The organism is Candidatus Neomarinimicrobiota bacterium, from assembly GCA_022567655.1.
Taxonomy (GTDB): domain Bacteria; phylum Fidelibacterota; class SORT01; order SORT01; family SORT01; genus JADFGO01.
The window spans coordinates 11763-26496 of the sequence record JADFGO010000019.1 but is presented as its reverse complement, the minus strand read 5'-3'; the positions used below and the strand labels follow the sequence as shown (position 1 = coordinate 26496).

30 protein-coding genes are annotated in these 14734 nt (G+C 50.1%); all 30 read left to right on the top strand.

The features are described 5' to 3' along the window. Positions 1-220 (top strand): elongation factor Tu (gene tuf / locus IID12_03585; GenBank protein MCH8288177.1); only part of this gene is annotated, 220 nt, incomplete at its 5' end. 325 nt (positions 221-545) lie between these two features. Further along, the gene (gene rpsJ, locus IID12_03580; protein MCH8288176.1) at positions 546-854 is read left to right on the top strand and encodes a 30S ribosomal protein S10; all 309 of its coding nucleotides are present in this window, start codon (positions 546-548) and stop codon (positions 852-854) included. Positions 855-886: 32 nt separating this feature from the next. Then, positions 887-1495 (top strand): 50S ribosomal protein L3, encoded by a 609-nt coding sequence (rplC, locus tag IID12_03575; GenBank protein ID MCH8288175.1) that lies wholly within the window; start codon positions 887-889, stop codon positions 1493-1495. Between the two features lies 1 nt (position 1496). Next, entirely contained in the window at positions 1497-2156 is a 660-nt protein-coding gene (gene rplD, locus IID12_03570; GenBank protein MCH8288174.1) for a 50S ribosomal protein L4, read from the top strand. Further along, positions 2153-2467, top strand: a complete 315-nt coding sequence (rplW, locus tag IID12_03565) for a 50S ribosomal protein L23 (protein ID MCH8288173.1) — start codon at positions 2153-2155, stop codon at positions 2465-2467. Before rplD ends, rplW begins: the two co-directional genes overlap by 4 nt. Positions 2468-2471: 4 nt before the next feature. Continuing rightward, positions 2472-3296, top strand: a complete 825-nt coding sequence (rplB, locus tag IID12_03560) for a 50S ribosomal protein L2 (GenBank protein MCH8288172.1) — start codon at positions 2472-2474, stop codon at positions 3294-3296. 6 nt (positions 3297-3302) lie between these two features. After that, positions 3303-3590 carry a 30S ribosomal protein S19 gene (rpsS, locus tag IID12_03555; GenBank protein ID MCH8288171.1) on the top strand — a complete coding sequence of 96 codons (288 nt, stop codon included), beginning with the start codon at positions 3303-3305 and terminating at the stop codon, positions 3588-3590. 2 nt (positions 3591-3592) lie between these two features. Then, a complete protein-coding gene (gene rplV / locus IID12_03550) occupies positions 3593-3961 on the top strand; it encodes a 50S ribosomal protein L22 (protein MCH8288170.1) in 369 nt (122 codons plus the stop codon). 2 nt (positions 3962-3963) lie between these two features. Then, entirely contained in the window at positions 3964-4614 is a 651-nt protein-coding gene (gene rpsC, locus IID12_03545; protein ID MCH8288169.1) for a 30S ribosomal protein S3, read from the top strand. Further along, complete coding sequence (gene rplP, locus IID12_03540) at positions 4614-5027, top strand: 50S ribosomal protein L16 (GenBank protein ID MCH8288168.1); 414 nt, start codon at positions 4614-4616, stop codon at positions 5025-5027. The genes rpsC and rplP overlap by 1 nt, the downstream gene beginning before the upstream one ends. Beyond that, the gene (gene rpmC, locus IID12_03535) at positions 5024-5260 is read left to right on the top strand and encodes a 50S ribosomal protein L29 (protein ID MCH8288167.1); all 237 of its coding nucleotides are present in this window, start codon (positions 5024-5026) and stop codon (positions 5258-5260) included. The genes rplP and rpmC overlap by 4 nt, the downstream gene beginning before the upstream one ends. Continuing rightward, positions 5257-5514, top strand: a complete 258-nt coding sequence (gene rpsQ / locus IID12_03530) for a 30S ribosomal protein S17 (GenBank protein ID MCH8288166.1) — start codon at positions 5257-5259, stop codon at positions 5512-5514. Before rpmC ends, rpsQ begins: the two co-directional genes overlap by 4 nt. 2 nt (positions 5515-5516) lie before the next feature. Beyond that, a complete protein-coding gene (gene rplN / locus IID12_03525) occupies positions 5517-5885 on the top strand; it encodes a 50S ribosomal protein L14 (GenBank protein MCH8288165.1) in 369 nt (122 codons plus the stop codon). 2 nt (positions 5886-5887) lie between these two features. Further along, a complete protein-coding gene (locus tag IID12_03520; protein MCH8288164.1) occupies positions 5888-6202 on the top strand; it encodes a 50S ribosomal protein L24 in 315 nt (104 codons plus the stop codon). 302 nt (positions 6203-6504) lie between these two features. Continuing rightward, positions 6505-7065: a 50S ribosomal protein L5 gene (gene rplE / locus IID12_03515; GenBank protein MCH8288163.1), complete on the top strand. Its 561-nt coding sequence runs from the start codon at positions 6505-6507 to the stop codon at positions 7063-7065. A 3-nt stretch (positions 7066-7068) separates the two neighbouring features. Beyond that, a complete protein-coding gene (locus IID12_03510; protein MCH8288162.1) occupies positions 7069-7254 on the top strand; it encodes a type Z 30S ribosomal protein S14 in 186 nt (61 codons plus the stop codon). A gap of 10 nt (positions 7255-7264) precedes the next feature. Beyond that, positions 7265-7663: a 30S ribosomal protein S8 gene (gene rpsH, locus IID12_03505; GenBank protein ID MCH8288161.1), complete on the top strand. Its 399-nt coding sequence runs from the start codon at positions 7265-7267 to the stop codon at positions 7661-7663. Between the two features lie 10 nt (positions 7664-7673). Next, positions 7674-8261 carry a 50S ribosomal protein L6 gene (rplF, locus tag IID12_03500; protein ID MCH8288160.1) on the top strand — a complete coding sequence of 196 codons (588 nt, stop codon included), beginning with the start codon at positions 7674-7676 and terminating at the stop codon, positions 8259-8261. A gap of 14 nt (positions 8262-8275) precedes the next feature. Beyond that, positions 8276-8647 (top strand): 50S ribosomal protein L18, encoded by a 372-nt coding sequence (locus IID12_03495; protein MCH8288159.1) that lies wholly within the window; start codon positions 8276-8278, stop codon positions 8645-8647. Then, on the top strand, positions 8644-9171 hold the full coding sequence (rpsE, locus tag IID12_03490) for a 30S ribosomal protein S5 (GenBank protein MCH8288158.1): 528 nt from the start codon (positions 8644-8646) through the stop codon (positions 9169-9171). Before IID12_03495 ends, rpsE begins: the two co-directional genes overlap by 4 nt. Beyond that, positions 9168-9365, top strand: a complete 198-nt coding sequence (rpmD, locus tag IID12_03485) for a 50S ribosomal protein L30 (GenBank protein MCH8288157.1) — start codon at positions 9168-9170, stop codon at positions 9363-9365. Before rpsE ends, rpmD begins: the two co-directional genes overlap by 4 nt. Continuing rightward, on the top strand, positions 9366-9803 hold the full coding sequence (rplO, locus tag IID12_03480; protein MCH8288156.1) for a 50S ribosomal protein L15: 438 nt from the start codon (positions 9366-9368) through the stop codon (positions 9801-9803). Continuing rightward, positions 9800-11140, top strand: a complete 1341-nt coding sequence (gene secY / locus IID12_03475) for a preprotein translocase subunit SecY (protein MCH8288155.1) — start codon at positions 9800-9802, stop codon at positions 11138-11140. The genes rplO and secY overlap by 4 nt, the downstream gene beginning before the upstream one ends. Before the next feature lie 3 nt (positions 11141-11143). Continuing rightward, positions 11144-11914, top strand: coding sequence for a type I methionyl aminopeptidase (gene map, locus IID12_03470; protein ID MCH8288154.1), 771 nt, complete (start codon positions 11144-11146; stop codon positions 11912-11914). Positions 11915-11918: 4 nt separating this feature from the next. After that, a complete protein-coding gene (gene infA, locus IID12_03465) occupies positions 11919-12137 on the top strand; it encodes a translation initiation factor IF-1 (GenBank protein MCH8288153.1) in 219 nt (72 codons plus the stop codon). 11 nt (positions 12138-12148) lie between these two features. Continuing rightward, positions 12149-12262 (top strand): 50S ribosomal protein L36, encoded by a 114-nt coding sequence (rpmJ, locus tag IID12_03460; GenBank protein ID MCH8288152.1) that lies wholly within the window; start codon positions 12149-12151, stop codon positions 12260-12262. Between the two features lie 15 nt (positions 12263-12277). Beyond that, positions 12278-12661, top strand: coding sequence for a 30S ribosomal protein S13 (gene rpsM, locus IID12_03455; GenBank protein MCH8288151.1), 384 nt, complete (start codon positions 12278-12280; stop codon positions 12659-12661). 39 nt (positions 12662-12700) lie between these two features. After that, complete coding sequence (rpsK, locus tag IID12_03450; GenBank protein ID MCH8288150.1) at positions 12701-13093, top strand: 30S ribosomal protein S11; 393 nt, start codon at positions 12701-12703, stop codon at positions 13091-13093. 9 nt (positions 13094-13102) lie between these two features. Next, entirely contained in the window at positions 13103-13732 is a 630-nt protein-coding gene (gene rpsD, locus IID12_03445) for a 30S ribosomal protein S4 (GenBank protein ID MCH8288149.1), read from the top strand. A 14-nt stretch (positions 13733-13746) separates the two neighbouring features. Further along, entirely contained in the window at positions 13747-14733 is a 987-nt protein-coding gene (locus IID12_03440; protein ID MCH8288148.1) for a DNA-directed RNA polymerase subunit alpha, read from the top strand. The last annotated feature ends 1 nt before the right edge of the window (position 14734 follow it).

Sequence of the window (14734 nt, the reverse complement as noted above, 5' to 3'; positions counted from 1 at the left end):
ATTCTTTAAGGGTTACAGACCGCAGTTTTACTTCAGGACTACGGACGTTACGGGACTTGTCGAGCTGCCCAAGGACACGGAGATGGTCATGCCGGGGGACAACGTCAGTTTGGAGATCGAGTTGATCACCCCTATAGCGATGGAGAAGGAACTCCGGTTTGCTATCCGCGAAGGTGGACACACCGTCGGCGCGGGCGTAGTAACCGAGATCATAGAGTAGACGAGAAGATTATGCAGAGCCTGAACTCATTACACACCCCGTCTCCGCTTTCAGCGGAGCCACCCCTCTTTTTAGAGGGGAATAAGAGGAATTATTTTATTTGGAAAACTCCCGCCGATGGCGGGACTAATCCCGCAGAAAGCGGGGCACCCATTGTGTTCCCCTCCTTGGGAAGGAGGGGGGAGTAGGCGGTATTGATGTGGCGCGGTCATCCGGCAGCTGCCGGATGACTGCGTATGATGATAGAGGGTTGGACGCAGACACCCGGCATTCGCCGTGTGGCTACGCCACAGCTACAAGGGCAATTGAGGAGTAATATATAAGCATGGCGGGACAGACGATAAGAATCAGATTAAAAGCGTATGACCACAACCTCGTGGACAAATCGACCGAATTGATAATGAAAACGGCAAGGTCCACGGGCGCGGTAGTATCGGGACCGATCCCACTGCCTACCAGGAGAACCCTAATCACTGTTCTCCGTTCACCGCACGTAAACAAGAAATCGAGAGAACAGTTCCAGACGAAGATACACAAACGATTGTTAGACATATTAAACTCGACGCCGAAGACGGTTGATGCACTGATGAAGCTCGATCTGCCGGCCGGCGTTGACATCGAGATAAAAGTTTGAAAGTAGCGGGTCTCATTGGGAAAAAGCTCGGCATGACGCGATTCTTCGAGGAGGACGGCACGAACGTCGCGGTCACCCTTATCGAAGTGAAGCCGTGCGTGGTGACTCAGATAAAAACATTAGAGAAGGACGGATACGAGGCGGTACAGATCGGCTATGAACTGCGCCAGGAATCAAAAACGAAAAAAGCGCAGCTCGGACTTTTTAAAAAAATTAACACGGAACCGCGGAAACACCTTGCTGAGTTCAGAGGCAAAATAATAGTGAAAACCGGCGAGGAAGAAAAGCCGGCTGAGATCGGGGACGAGCTTAAAGTCGATCAGTTCACCGAAGGCGAGAGGGTCAAGATATCCGGTAAATCAAAAGGGAAGGGTTTTGCAGGAGTCGTAAAGCGTCATGGATTTGCCGGCGGACCGAAAACTCACGGGCAAACGGACAGAGTGCGCGCTCCCGGTTCAGTGGGCGCAAGTTCGTATCCCTCGCGGGTATTCAAGGGAATGCGGATGGGCGGCAGGATGGGAGGAGAAAAAAATACCCGCCGCAACGTACGCATCATGCGGGTGGACGTAGAAAAGAATTTGATAGTAGTCAAGGGACCGGTTCCGGGAGCGATAAATTCGTTCGTGAGAATCTGGAATTAAGATGAGACTGAACGTACTGACAGCATCGGGCGATGACACCGGCAAAAAGGTAAATCTGAGCCCGCAGATATTCGAAATCGAACCGAACGACAACGCGGTTCATTCCGCGGTAATTGCCGAGCTCGCACATTTGAGACAGGGGAGCCGTGCGACGAAGAACAAGGCTGAAGTACAGGGCAGCGGAAGGAAACCGTGGCGGCAAAAAGGCACCGGAAGAGCAAGGATAGGCACGATCAGATCCCCCATTTGGAGAGGCGGCGGTCATACGTTTGCGCTTAAACCGGGCATCAGCCGGCATAAGATAAATAAAAAAGTGAAACAGCTGGCAAGACGGAGCGCCTTTTCCACGCACGCAAAGGCAGGAAGCATAAGGGTCATCGAGGAATTGAACTTTGAAGACAATAAGACGAAGCAGATGAGGAATCTATTGCAAAGCCTTCGAATCAACGGCGGCAGCGCTCTCCTGCTCGTCAAGGAACTTAACGAGAACGTTCTCCTCGCCGCACGCAACTTGCGAAATCTGATGGTAGTAAGGGCTGACTATAGCTCCACTCTCGATTTGCTCAGCAGTAAGACACTGATAATTGAAACGGGTGCGGTAGAAATAATTAACAAGATGTTTGATCAAACGAAGAAAACCGCCGAACGAGAAGTCCAATGAGCGGCACGGTGCTGATTAAACCTATTATCACGGAGAAGATGCACATTCTCCAGGAATCGCAAAACGCATATGCGTTTGAGGTGATGCCGAAATCGAATAAGCACCAGATAAAGAGGGCTGTTGAATTGAAGTTCGGGGTTAGGGTGAAACATGTCCGGACTTTAAATATAAGAGGTAAGAAGAGAAGCCTCTCCGTAAAAAGCGGCGGGCGGGTAATACGAACCGAAGGCAAAAAAGCGAATTGGAAAAAGGCTATAGTCACACTGCTTCCGGGCGAAACTATCGACGTTTACGGAAACGAGCCTTCTTAAACAAATGCCGATAAAACAATATAAACCTTCTACTCCGGCACAACGGTACAAGACCACCTCAACATTCGAGGAGATCACCAGGACCAAGCCGGAAAAGAGTCTGACAGTCCCGCTTACGAAAACCGGAGGTAGAAACAACACCGGCAGAATAACCTCCCGAAGACGGGGTGGCGGTCATAAACGGATGTACAGGATAATAGATTTTAAACGGGATAAAACCGGAATCCCCGCGAAGGTAGCCACAATCGAATACGATCCGAATCGTTCGGCTCGTATAGCCCTTCTGAATTACGTCGACGGCGAAAAGAGGTACATACTTTGCCCGGTGGGGCTTAAGGTAGGCGACAGGATAGAGTCGGGACCGAAAGCTCCCCTGAAAACAGGCAACTCTCTCCCTTTGAACGACATACCGACGGGAACAATGGTACATAACGTGGAGATGACGCACGGTAAAGGGGGTCAGGCGGTACGAAGCGCGGGAACGTCCGCTCAGGTGATGGCAAAGGAAGGGGACTATGTCCTCCTGAAGATGCCGTCAGGTGAAATCCGAATGGTGAGGAAAGAATGCAGGGCAACGATAGGTCAGGTCGGAAACAGAGACCATGAGATAATCGTCATCGGGAAGGCGGGTCGCTCCCGCTGGTTAGGCAGACGCCCGAAAGTGCGCGGTGTCGCGATGAACCCTGTGGACCATCCGATGGGAGGCGGCGAGGGGAAAGCATCCGGAGGAAGACATCCTGTCTCCCCCTGGGGCAAACCCGCTAAAGGGGGCAAAACCCGTAGAGCAAAGTTATCGGATAAATATATAGTTTCGAGAAGGACGAAGTAAGAACTTATGCCGAGATCAATAAAAAAAGGTCCGTACGTAGAAGAACGACTCATGAAAAGGATTCAGGAGCTCAATACGTCGCGTTCGAAGAAGGTCATTCAAACGTGGTCGAGAAGAACGACGATACCGCCGGATTTTGTCGGGCATACGATAGCGGTACACAACGGTATGAAATTCATTCCCATATATGTATCGGAAAACATGGTGGGGCACAAGCTCGGAGAGTTCGCACCGACGAGAACATTTCGAGGCCATTCCGGTACTAAAAAAGATTCGTCGTCGAAGGTGCGCTAACGGTGAACGCAAAAGCGATCCAGAGATATTCAAGACAGAGCCCGAGGAAGGTGCGGCTTCTCGCCGACCTCATCAGGGGCAAAGGCGTTGATGACGCTATGAACATACTTCACTTTTCCAAGAAAAAGGCTTCTTACGACCTTGAGAAAACCGTGAGAAGCGCAATTGCCAACTTGGTGAATTTAGAGGGCGGAGACATCGAACCGGAATCTCTTTTCGTAAAAGAGGTGTTCGTGGACGGCGGTCCCTCGACCAAACGGTTCCGTCCGAGAGCGATGGGAAGGGCGACAAGAATCTTAAAACGGACCGCACACATGACGGTGGTGGTTGCCACTCCGGACGAGCGAAAGTCGAGAAAAACAAGAGGATAGGGATGGGACAAAAAGTAAATCCGATAGGTTACAGGTTAGGTATCACACGCACCTGGGATTCCACCTGGTTCGATGAGAAGAATTTTGCGGACAAGCTGATAGAAGACGTAATGCTTCGCCGGTACATCAACAAACGACTTGAGAAAGCAGCAGTCTCCAAGATCATGATAGAGCGGACGAACAAACGGACTACCATTACGGTGTTCACCGCGAGACCGGGTATTGTCATCGGAAGCAAGGGAACTGAAGTGAACAAGCTGCGGGAAGAGCTCCAAAAGCTCACGGACAGAGAAATTCAGATCAATGTCAATGAAATAAAAAGACCCGAATTAGACGCATTTCTCGTGGCACAAAACATCGCCAAGCAATTGGAAGAAAAGGTTTCGTACAGGCGCGCAATCAAGAAGTCGATCATGTCGACGATGCGTATGGGCGCGCGTGGAATCCGTGTGGGAGCAGGCGGAAGGCTCGGCGGTTCGGAGATGGGAAGAAGAGAAAGGTTTCAGGAAGGCAGAGTGCCGCTGCATACGATACGGGCCGACATCGATTACGCAAGCGTTACGGCATTCACCACCTACGGCTGCGTAGGGGTCAAGGTGTGGATATACAACGGGGACTCACCGAAATTGGCGAGTAAAGAGAAACAGATCTGATGTTAGAACCGAGAAAAGTAAAAAGGAGAAAGCAGCACCGGGGGAGGATGACCGGCAAAGCGATGCGCGGCTCGACGGTTGCCTTCGGACTGTACGGGTTGAAAGCCCTCGAGCCGGCATGGATAACAGGGAGGCAGATAGAAGCTGCGCGAGTCGCGATCACCCGTAAGGTTAAAAAACACGGTAAGCTCTGGATCAGGATATTCCCCGACAAACCGGTGACGCAGAAACCTGCGGAAACACGAATGGGCAAGGGTAAAGGTTCGCCGGAATATTTTGTTGCGGTGGTAAAGCCGGGCAGGATCCTGTTCGAGATCGACGGTGTTGACGATGAACTGGCACACGAGGCGTTCAGGCTCGGCGCAAGCAAACTTCCGATTAAGACGAAGGTTGTAAAGAGGGCAGAGGCATAAGAGTGAAGACCCAGGAATTAAGAGAGTTAACGCACGAAGAAGCTGATATTCGACTCAGGGACGCTTTAGAAGAGATGGAAAACCTGAGGTTTCAGCATTCGCTGCGCCAATTAGAGAACCATCAGAGAATAAAATCAGTGAGAAGAGAAATAGCTCAGTTGAATACAATATTGCACGAAAATAAATTAGGGATCAGCACTTTCGCCGGTTCCGGCGGGGAGGACGAAAAGTGAGCGACGGCGGAAGAAGAAAATCTCTGACGGGGATCGTAGTCAGCGATAAAGCCGAAAAAACGGTGATAGTCAAGGTGGAACGCAGGGTCCCGCACCCGCGTTATGGAAAGATGGTAAGAAAATCCAAACGGTTTATGGCACACGACAATGAAAACAAGAGTCATGTAGGGGACACGGTCCGGATAATCGAATCGAGACCAATGAGCAGGCATAAGCGGTGGCGGGTCTCGGAAATAGTTGAGAAGGCGAAGTAACCATGGTACAGGTGCACACGAGAATGGTTGTTGCCGATAACACCGGAGCGAAGAGTATCCAGTGTATCAAGGTGCTCGGCGGAACCCGCAGGCGATACGGCAGCATCGGGGACGTTGTAGTTGTAACGATAAAAAGCGCCATACCCAACGGGATGGTCAAAAAAGGACAGGTGTCGAAAGCGATAATAGTGAGGACAAAGAAAGAACTGTCGAGGAAAGACGGTTCATACATACGTTTTGATGAGAACGCAGCCGTTTTGGTGGATGATTCGATGGAGCCGATAGGCACTCGTATCTTCGGGCCGGTCGGCAGGGAGCTGCGGGAAAAGCAGCATATGAAAATAATTTCGATGGCGCCGGAGGTTGTGTAGGCATGATCAGGAAAAACGACCGGGTGTTGATAATCTCAGGCTCCGAAGCCTCGCGAAAGGACAACAAAGGTAAAGTGCTTAAGGCTCTGCCGAAACAGAACAAAATTATTGTGGAGGGGATGAATTTAGTGAAACGGCACTCAAAACCCTCACAAAAGCATCCTCAGGGCGGCATCATGGAGTTCTCAGCCCCGATTCATATTTCGAACGTTATGCTGATTTGCAGCAAATGCAACACGCCGACAAGGGAAAAGCATAAAATTTTAGACGATGGTTCAAAAGTAAGAATCTGTTCTCACTGTGGAGAGATAACTTAAGATTGGCTGAAGAAAAAGAGAAAAAGACGGAAAAAGCTGCCGTCAAGAAGAAGACGGCAAAGTCAACCGCTAAACCGAAAGCATCGGTAAAAGCGAGCGCTAAACCGGCGACGGAGAAGAGTAAGAAACAACCAGCCGCCAAAATAGCGGCTGAAAAACCGGATACAAAAGCTGAAAGCGCACCAAAGATAAAAGCCGGGGCGAAAGCGGATGCCGAACCGGCAGCGGAAAAGAAAAAGGCGCCGAAGCCTGCGGAAGAGCCGAAAGCGACTCCAAAAGCAGCCCGGAAGCCGGACGATTATGTGCCGCGCTTGATGGACCGGTACGTCGATACGGTGATTCCTTACATGATAGAAAAATTCAGTTACCGGAACCCGAACATGGTGCCGAAGCTCGATAAGATATCGCTGAATGCGCGGGTCGGAAATGCAAAGGATGAACCGAAAGACCTCGAAATGGCTCTCGATGATCTAACGACCATAGCCGGGCAGAAGGCGGTCGTAACCAAAGCGAAGAAAGCGATAGCGAATTTTAAAATAAGAGAGGGAGACCCTGTCGGGGGGAGAGTGACTATCCGCGGAAAAAGGATGTACGAATTTCTCGATAGGATGATCTCGATAGCGATCCCGCGTGTGCGTGACTTCAACGGGTTGAGACAGAAATCGTTTGACGGATTCGGGAATTTCTCCTGGGGCGTGAAGGAACAGATTATCTTTCCCGAAATCGATTACGACAAGGTAGAAAAAATACGGGGATTGGACATTACAATCGTAACAACCGCAAACACCGATGAAGAAGGGTTCGAGCTGCTGAAGGCGTTCGGAATGCCGTTCAGGGTGCACACGGAGGAGTCGGAAGCATAATTTATGGCAAAAAAATCGTTAATAGCGAAACAGAAACGGAAACCAAAATTTGCCGTCAGAGCGTATTACCGGTGCAGAAGATGCGGAAGAGCGCGTTCGTATATGAGAAGATTCGGACTGTGCAGGATCTGCTTCAGGGAGCTGGCTCTCAAGGGAGAGATTCCGGGCATAACCAAGGCAAGCTGGTAAGGGAGAAGCGATGTCGCATACTTATCCGATAGCGGATTATCTAACGAGAATCAGGAACGCCCAGATGGCGAAAAAGCGCTGGGTGGACATACCGGCTTCCACTATGAAGAAGTCTATATCGCTCATCCTGCGGAAAGAGGGTTATATCAAAGATATTGTAGCCATCGATGACGGAGTTCAGGGGCGGCTGAGATTATTCCTCAAGTACATGAACGACGGCAGAGGAGTGATATACGGAATCGAATGCATTTCGAAGCCCGGAAGACGCATTTATTGTACGGCTAAAAATATCCCGAGAGTGAAAAACGGGTACGGAATTTCGATCATAAGTACCTCCTCGGGAATTATGTCAGGCAGGGATGCAAAGAAACAAAACCAGGGCGGTGAAGTGATCTGCCGGGTCTGGTAGAGGGTTTAAGATGTCAAGAGTAGGAAAAGTACCGATTGAAATTCCGGATGGAGTTGAGCTCTTGCAGAAGGGAAACACGGTCATTGTCAAGGGAGCCAAAGGCGAGCTCACAAAAACGTTCGACCCGAGAATTACCATAACCGTCGAAAACGGCAGCGCAACCGTGACCAGGGCAAGCGACGAGAAGGAAGTGCGCGCCCTTCACGGCTTGACACGCGCTTTGCTGTTCAACATGGTTCAGGGAGTCAGCTCGGGTTATGAAAAGACGCTGCAGCTGATAGGGGTAGGATATTCGGTAGAGCCGAAAGGAAAGAATGTACTTCTTAACCTCGGTTATTCTCACCCGATACTCTTTGAATCACCCGAAGGAATTGAATTTGAAATTCAGAAACCGGAAGCGCACGAGAAGGCGGAGTTCAGAAATATGCAGTCCAAAGTTGTGATTCGCGGGATAGATAAACAACTGGTAGGGCAGGTGAGCGCGGACATTAAATCATTGAGACCGCCCGAACCTTACAAAGGAAAGGGATTCCGGTTTGTGGGCGAATACGTCCGCAAGAAAGCAGGAAAACAGGTCGCTACAGCGATAACGGCCTAATTTCCGAGGGGACAATGAAAGACAAAAACAAGATCAAAAACGAAGCGAGATTTAAAAAAGCGAGACGGGTAAAAGCGAAAATCTCAGGTACGCCTACCGTACCGAGGCTTGTCGTTTACCGCTCCCATAAACATATATACGCTCAACTGGTCGACGACACTACCGGCTCGACACTCGTAGCCTCATCGACCCAGAAAGAAGAAATGAAGGGAGAAGTCTCAGGCAAGTCAAAGAGAGACGCGAGCAAAATGGTCGGAAGTCAACTTGCGGACCAGGCAAAAAAGAAGAATATCACGAAGGCGGTTTTCGACAGGAACGGCTATCTCTATCACGGAAGGGTGAAAGCCGTAGCCGAAGGCGCGCGTGAAAACGGATTGAAGATTTGAGGAAAAAGTTGCGTAAAATCAGTGCATCGGAATTAGAGCTTCTCGATGAGAAGGTAGTAAAGATCAACAGGGTATCCAAAGTGGTCAAGGGGGGACACAGGTTCGGATTCAACGCCCTTGTAGTTGTCGGGGACGGAAACGGACACGTAGGCATCGGATTGGGAAAAGCGAACGAGGTACTCTCCGCGGTCACCAAGGGTAAAGAGGTCGCAAGGAAAAACATTGTTAAGGTACCGGTGCTTAACGGGACTATCCCGCACGAAATAGTAGGTAAGTTCGGCGCCGCAAGAGTTGTTCTTAAGCCCGCATCTCCGGGAACCGGAATCATCGCAGGAGGGGCGGTCCGGGCGGTGATGGAGCAGGTAGGTATTCACGACGTGCTTGCCAAATCACTCGGGTCTCCGAACCCTCATAACGTCGTAAAGGCGACGATGAACGGGTTAACAAACCTTCTTGACGCGGCGACCGCAGCGCGCAAGAGGGGAATATCCATCAGGCGGCTATTTGGAATGGATGACGAATGACGGCTAAAGAGACGACGAAAAAGATCAAGATCACACAGGTGAAGAGCGCTATAGGGTATCACCATAAGGCTAAAAAAACCCTCAAGGCGCTCGGATTACGGAAGATGCACCAGAGTGTGCTGCATAACGATAATGAAGCGATACGCGGGATGGTGAGGAAGATCGACTATCTCATCAAGGTCGAGGAGGTATAAATGGGATTGGAGCATTTAAAACGACCGGGTGGAAAGAAACGGAAGAGAAAGAGGATCGGCAGGGGACAGGGTTCCGGCAGGGGGGGTACATCCACTGCGGGACATAAGGGCGCGAAAGCGAGGAGCGGATTCAGGAAAAAACCAGGATTTGAAGGCGGGCAGATGCCGCTTCAGCGCAGAGTGCCTAAAAAAGGATTCACGAATATTTTCAGAACGGAATTTCAGGTCGTCAACGTCGGCGAATTGAAAAGAGCCGGAGGGAAAGAAATAAATATAGAGGTATTGATAGCGAGCGGACTTGTGAGGAGCCAAAACGAACCTGTGAAGATCCTCGGGAACGGAGAGGTCGAGGGTGCGCTTGAGGTTTCGGCGAACGCATTCAGCAAGAGCGCGATTGAAAAGATAGAGGCGGCAGGGGGCAAAGTAACTACCGTATGATAGAAAAGCTGCTTGCGATAACGAAGATACCGGAGCTGCGGAAGCGGATAACGTTTACGCTGCTGATCCTCATTGCTTACCGTATAGGCGGTCATATTCCGATACCGGGCATCGACAGTCAGGCATTGGCTATAGCGGTCGGCAGTCTCCAAAATACGCTGTTCGGATTGTACGACATGTTCGCGGGGGGCGCATTTGCCAAGGCGACGATATTCGCTCTCGGTATCATGCCCTATATAACGGCATCGATCATCATTCAATTGCTCGGCGCAGTGATCCCGTATTTCCAGAAGCTCCAGAAAGAGGGAGAAGAAGGAAGAAAGAAGATAACTCAAATTACGCGGTACGGAACGGTGGCGATCTCCACCGTGCAGTCATATGGAATTGCTATCTACCTGATGGGATTACGCACTGGCAGCGGTCCGGATTCTGTTCAGGTCGTCCCCGGCGATCCGGGCGCGTCATTTATCCTGATGAGCATGCTCACGTTGATTACGGGAACGATAGTGATCATGTGGCTCGGTGAGCTCATCACGGAACGAGGCATCGGCAACGGGATAAGTTTGATCATTATGGTAGGCATACTTGCGGGCTTTCCGAACGTGGTTCTCATAGAGGTGGGCCTCGTGCGCGAGGAGGTTCGGGGAATCTTCACCGAGGTGGTGCTGATGGGACTCATGTACCTGATAGTCTCGTTCGTGGTTCTCCTGACACAGGGCACGAGGAAGATTCCGGTACAATACGCCAAGCGTGTAGTAGGGCGAAAGCTTTACGGGGGTCAGTCGACGCATATACCCTTAAAGGTCAACACGGCGGGTGTCATGCCCATAATATTTGCTCAGTCTATCATGTTCGTACCGAGCACTATCGCCACGCTGTTTCCCAACATAGAATGGCTGCAAGATTACTTTCTGCGGTATTTTTCGTACGATCACCCGTTTTACTGGTCGGTGTTCGGGTTGATGATAGTGTTCTTCACTTATTTTTATACGGCTATCGCCTTCAATCCTGTTGAGGTGGCGGAAAACATGAAGAAATCAGGAGGGTTCATACCGGGGATCCGGCCCGGGAAAAGAACGTCCGAATTTATCGACAACATACTCACGCGGGTTACATTACCGGGTTCGATATTTTTGGCATTCGTCGCGATCTTTCCTTACCTATTGATGCAGATGACCGACGTCCAGTATGACCTCGCATCATTTTTCGGAGGAACAAGTCTGTTGATCATCGTCGGTGTGGCTCTGGACACGCTGCAGCAGATAGAATCGCATCTGATCAGCCGGCATTACGACGGATTTCTGAAGAGCGGCAGGATCAGGGGAAGACGGAGATAAGCGTTGGTCAACTTAAAGACATATGACGAGATAATGAAGATCCGCGAGGCTGGAAAGATACTCTACGAAGCGATGCAGATTGTAGCAGAAAAACTGCGCCCGGGAATTACCACAGGCGCTCTCGATACGCTCGTCGAGAAGTACATCACCGAACATGATTCTACTCCTTCGTTCAAGGGGTTCCAGGGCTATCCGAAAACTATCTGTTCATCGGTGGGCTCTCAGGTCGTACACGGTATTCCGGGGGACACCGTTCTCAAAGAGGGAGAAATAGTCAGCATAGATATCGGAGTGAACAATGAAGGGTATCACGCCGATTCCGCCCGTACGTTCATCATCGGTGAAGTGGATTCGATTACGGTAAAGCTGGTAGAGGTGACAGAGAAAGCGCTGCAGCTCGGAATAGCAAAAGCGCAAATAGGTAATCGGGTAGGAGATATTTCAAGAGTGATACAGGAGTACGCGGAATCGAACGGTTTTGCCGTTGTCCGGCAATTAGTGGGGCACGGGATAGGTAAATCGCTTCATGAAGAACCTAAAGTTCCGAACTTTGTGGATGCTGACCCGGGACCGGAGCTCGAAGAGGGAATGGTACTTGCAATCGAACCGATGTTCAACACGGAACAACCTGAGGTAACTACGGAGCCGGACGGGTGGACCATAGTCTCGAAAGACGGTAAGCCCTCGGCGCATTTTGAACACACTATCGCTATTACGAAGGACGGACCGAAGATACTGACCAACGGCGCTCCGTTGATACTGGAGGCATTCTGACGCTATGGCTAAAGAACCCGGAATAGAGGTTGAAGGTACAATCCTTGAAACACTGCCGAACGCGACTTTTAAGGTGGAACTCGAAAATGGCCATGGGGTGCTTGCGCACATTTCCGGAAAAATGAGGATGCATTACATTAAAATACTGCCGGGCGACAAGGTGACGGTGGAACTTTCGCCGTACGACCTGACAAGGGGCAGGATAACTTTTAGGCACAAATAGACTGACTTGATATGAAAGTAAGAGCATCAGTAAAGAAAATTTGCGATAACTGTAAGATAATTAAACGTAAAGGCGTTGTTCGGGTGATCTGTTCGAACCCGAAGCACAAGCAGCGTCAGGGATAAGCAGGAGGACGGAGTTTGGCACGAATCGCAGGCGTAGACATACCGAGTGATAAGAAGATAAGAATAGCATTGACTTATCTCTTCGGAATAGGGAGAAAGAGAGCTCTTGATGTATTGGAAGCCGTCGGTATAGATCCGGAGGTAAGAACGAACACACTCAGCGACGTGGACGTATCCAAGATCAGGGAGATCATTTCCGATAAATACATAATAGAAGGCGCCCTCCGCACAGACGTAACGATGAATATCAAACGGCTGATGGACATAGGGTGTTACAGGGGGTTACGCCATAGACAGGGTCTCCCCGTGCATGGTCAACGGACCAGCACGAACGCCCGGACCAGAAAAGGCAGAAAAAGAGCCGTCGCCGGAAAGAAGAAAACGGCGTCGATGAAATGATGACTGATTTGAAAACCGGCACTCAATAAGGAGGATAAATTGGCTGCTCAACAGAAGGGCCGAAAGAAAAAGAAAAAAATTAAGGTGGATGCCAACGGCATTGCGCACGTAAAAGCGACTTACAACAACACGATCGTTACGCTGACCGACATCTACGGCAATGTCATATCATGGTCTTCAGCGGGACGTGCCGGATATAAAGGTTCGCGGAAGAACACTCCGTTTGCCGCGCAGCTGGCAGGAGAGATGGCAGCAAAAGAAGCTATGGAGCTTGGGCTTGCGCGGGTGGAAGTCCGTGTAAAAGGACCGGGAGGAGGTCGCGAATCGGCTATAAGATCGCTTCAAGCCGCGGGCCTCGAGATAGTATCTATAAAGGACGTAACACCAATTCCCCATAACGGATGCAGGCCTCCGAAGAGAAGAAGGGTATAGGAGCGGCGGATGGGTAGATATGTAGGACCTGTTTGCAAGTTATGCCGAAGAGAGGGCGAAAAGCTCTTTCTGAAGGGTTCTAAATGTATGACGACCAAGTGTCCGTTCGAGCGGCGCGGTTTCGCCCCCGGACAGCACGGTCAGGGTAGAAGAACCAGGCTTTCCGATTATGGAATACAGCTCAGGGAGAAGCAGAAGATCAAACGCATTTACGGTCTGTTTGAAAAACAGTTCAGGAATTATTACAAAAAAGCCGACAGAATGAAGGGAATAACCGGCTCAAACCTCATTCTCCTTCTCGAAAGCAGGCTGGACAACGTAGTATTCAGGCTCGGATTCGCGCCATCGCGCAAGGCGGCGAGGCAACTCGTAACTCACCGTCATTTCAATGTGAACGGAAAGATAGTGAACGTTCCTTCATACATCACGCGTGAAGGCGACGTAATAGAGGTACGCGACAAAGCGAAAAAGATGGAAGTCATCCACGCTTCGATGCGGCGCGTAAAAACCGACAACGGTATAACCTGGCTCGAACTCGATAAGGCGAGTATGCAGGGAAAGGTCATTCAGATTCCGGAGCGGGAGCAGATACCGTTGAACGTCAGGGAACAATTAGTAGTTGAACTTTACTCAAAGTAGCATGGGAAATATAGATGAATAAAATCAAAGTAAAAATACCAAATGCCGTAGAAATCGATCAATCTACATATTCGTCAACATCGGGCAGATTGTCATTAGGACCGTTAGAAAAAGGATACGGACTGACACTCGGCAATTCGCTAAGGAGAGTGCTTCTTAACGCACTTCCCGGCGCGGCGATTACGTCGTTGAAGATAGACGGCATAAATCACGAATTCACAACGATTAAAGGGGTAATGGAAGATGTTTCGGAGATCATACTCAACCTGAAAGAGATACGGGTAAAAATGCTCAATGGAACGATCGAGAAGGTATCCATCGGCCTCAAGGGGAAGAAAGAATTCAAAGGTTCGGATATCCAGAAGAATTCTTCCAATCTTGAAGTATTAAATCCCGACCATCACATAGCAACGCTCAACGAGGACTCGGATTTTACGATTGAACTGCGCATTGAAAGGGGAAGAGGTTACAATTCGGCTGGCAAGAACAAGAAACCGGATGCGCCTCTCGGTACGATTTTTATGGATTCAATCTTTACTCCGATCAAGTTCGTGAAGTACGAAGTCGAACCGGCGAGGGTAGAGGGTAAGACAGACTTCGAGAAGCTGATTATAGACGTCGAAACAGATGGAAGCGTAACTCCCGACGATGCCGTAAGTCAGGCGGCGATAGTCTTGAGGGACCACCTCAACCTCTTCATAAATTCTGATACCGAAGACAGGGTCGAGGAACCGCGGGAAGAGGAAGAGGACATCGCAGGAATCAGGAAACAACTCCTGCGCAGCATCGACGAACTCGAACTCTCCGTGCGTTCGCACAACTGCCTCAAAGCGGCGCAGATCGATACACTCGGAGACCTCGTCTCAAAGAGTGAGCAGGAAATGCTCAAGTTCAAGAACTTCGGAAGGAAGTCGCTCCTTGAGCTCCAGCAAAAACTCGGCGAACTCGGTCTCGCATTCGATATGGACGTGATGAAGTATATAGGAAACGACGAATTTTAGA

Excerpts from the sequence above, each read along its gene's own strand:
- rplN (MCH8288165.1), top strand. The coding sequence starts at position 5,517 with ATGGTACAGGTGCACACGAGAATGGTTGTTGCCGATAACACCGGAGCG.
- secY (MCH8288155.1), top strand. The coding sequence starts at position 9,800 with ATGATAGAAAAGCTGCTTGCGATAACGAAGATACCGGAGCTGCGGAAG.
- rplC (MCH8288175.1), top strand. The coding sequence starts at position 887 with ATGACGCGATTCTTCGAGGAGGACGGCACGAACGTCGCGGTCACCCTT.
- rplD (MCH8288174.1), top strand. The coding sequence starts at position 1,497 with ATGAGACTGAACGTACTGACAGCATCGGGCGATGACACCGGCAAAAAG.
- IID12_03495 (MCH8288159.1), top strand. The coding sequence starts at position 8,276 with ATGAAAGACAAAAACAAGATCAAAAACGAAGCGAGATTTAAAAAAGCG.
- rpmD (MCH8288157.1), top strand. The coding sequence starts at position 9,168 with ATGACGGCTAAAGAGACGACGAAAAAGATCAAGATCACACAGGTGAAG.
- rpsH (MCH8288161.1), top strand. The coding sequence starts at position 7,265 with ATGTCGCATACTTATCCGATAGCGGATTATCTAACGAGAATCAGGAAC.
- rplF (MCH8288160.1), top strand. The coding sequence starts at position 7,674 with ATGTCAAGAGTAGGAAAAGTACCGATTGAAATTCCGGATGGAGTTGAG.
- rplB (MCH8288172.1), top strand. The coding sequence starts at position 2,472 with ATGCCGATAAAACAATATAAACCTTCTACTCCGGCACAACGGTACAAG.
- IID12_03520 (MCH8288164.1), top strand. The coding sequence starts at position 5,888 with ATGATCAGGAAAAACGACCGGGTGTTGATAATCTCAGGCTCCGAAGCC.
- IID12_03440 (MCH8288148.1), top strand. The coding sequence starts at position 13,747 with ATGAATAAAATCAAAGTAAAAATACCAAATGCCGTAGAAATCGATCAA.
- rplP (MCH8288168.1), top strand. The coding sequence starts at position 4,614 with ATGTTAGAACCGAGAAAAGTAAAAAGGAGAAAGCAGCACCGGGGGAGG.
- rpsC (MCH8288169.1), top strand. The coding sequence starts at position 3,964 with ATGGGACAAAAAGTAAATCCGATAGGTTACAGGTTAGGTATCACACGC.
- rplO (MCH8288156.1), top strand. The coding sequence starts at position 9,366 with ATGGGATTGGAGCATTTAAAACGACCGGGTGGAAAGAAACGGAAGAGA.
- rpmJ (MCH8288152.1), top strand. The coding sequence starts at position 12,149 with ATGAAAGTAAGAGCATCAGTAAAGAAAATTTGCGATAACTGTAAGATA.
- rplW (MCH8288173.1), top strand. The coding sequence starts at position 2,153 with ATGAGCGGCACGGTGCTGATTAAACCTATTATCACGGAGAAGATGCAC.
- infA (MCH8288153.1), top strand. The coding sequence starts at position 11,919 with ATGGCTAAAGAACCCGGAATAGAGGTTGAAGGTACAATCCTTGAAACA.
- rpsD (MCH8288149.1), top strand. The coding sequence starts at position 13,103 with ATGGGTAGATATGTAGGACCTGTTTGCAAGTTATGCCGAAGAGAGGGC.
- IID12_03510 (MCH8288162.1), top strand. The coding sequence starts at position 7,069 with ATGGCAAAAAAATCGTTAATAGCGAAACAGAAACGGAAACCAAAATTT.
- rpsJ (MCH8288176.1), top strand. The coding sequence starts at position 546 with ATGGCGGGACAGACGATAAGAATCAGATTAAAAGCGTATGACCACAAC.
- rpsS (MCH8288171.1), top strand. The coding sequence starts at position 3,303 with ATGCCGAGATCAATAAAAAAAGGTCCGTACGTAGAAGAACGACTCATG.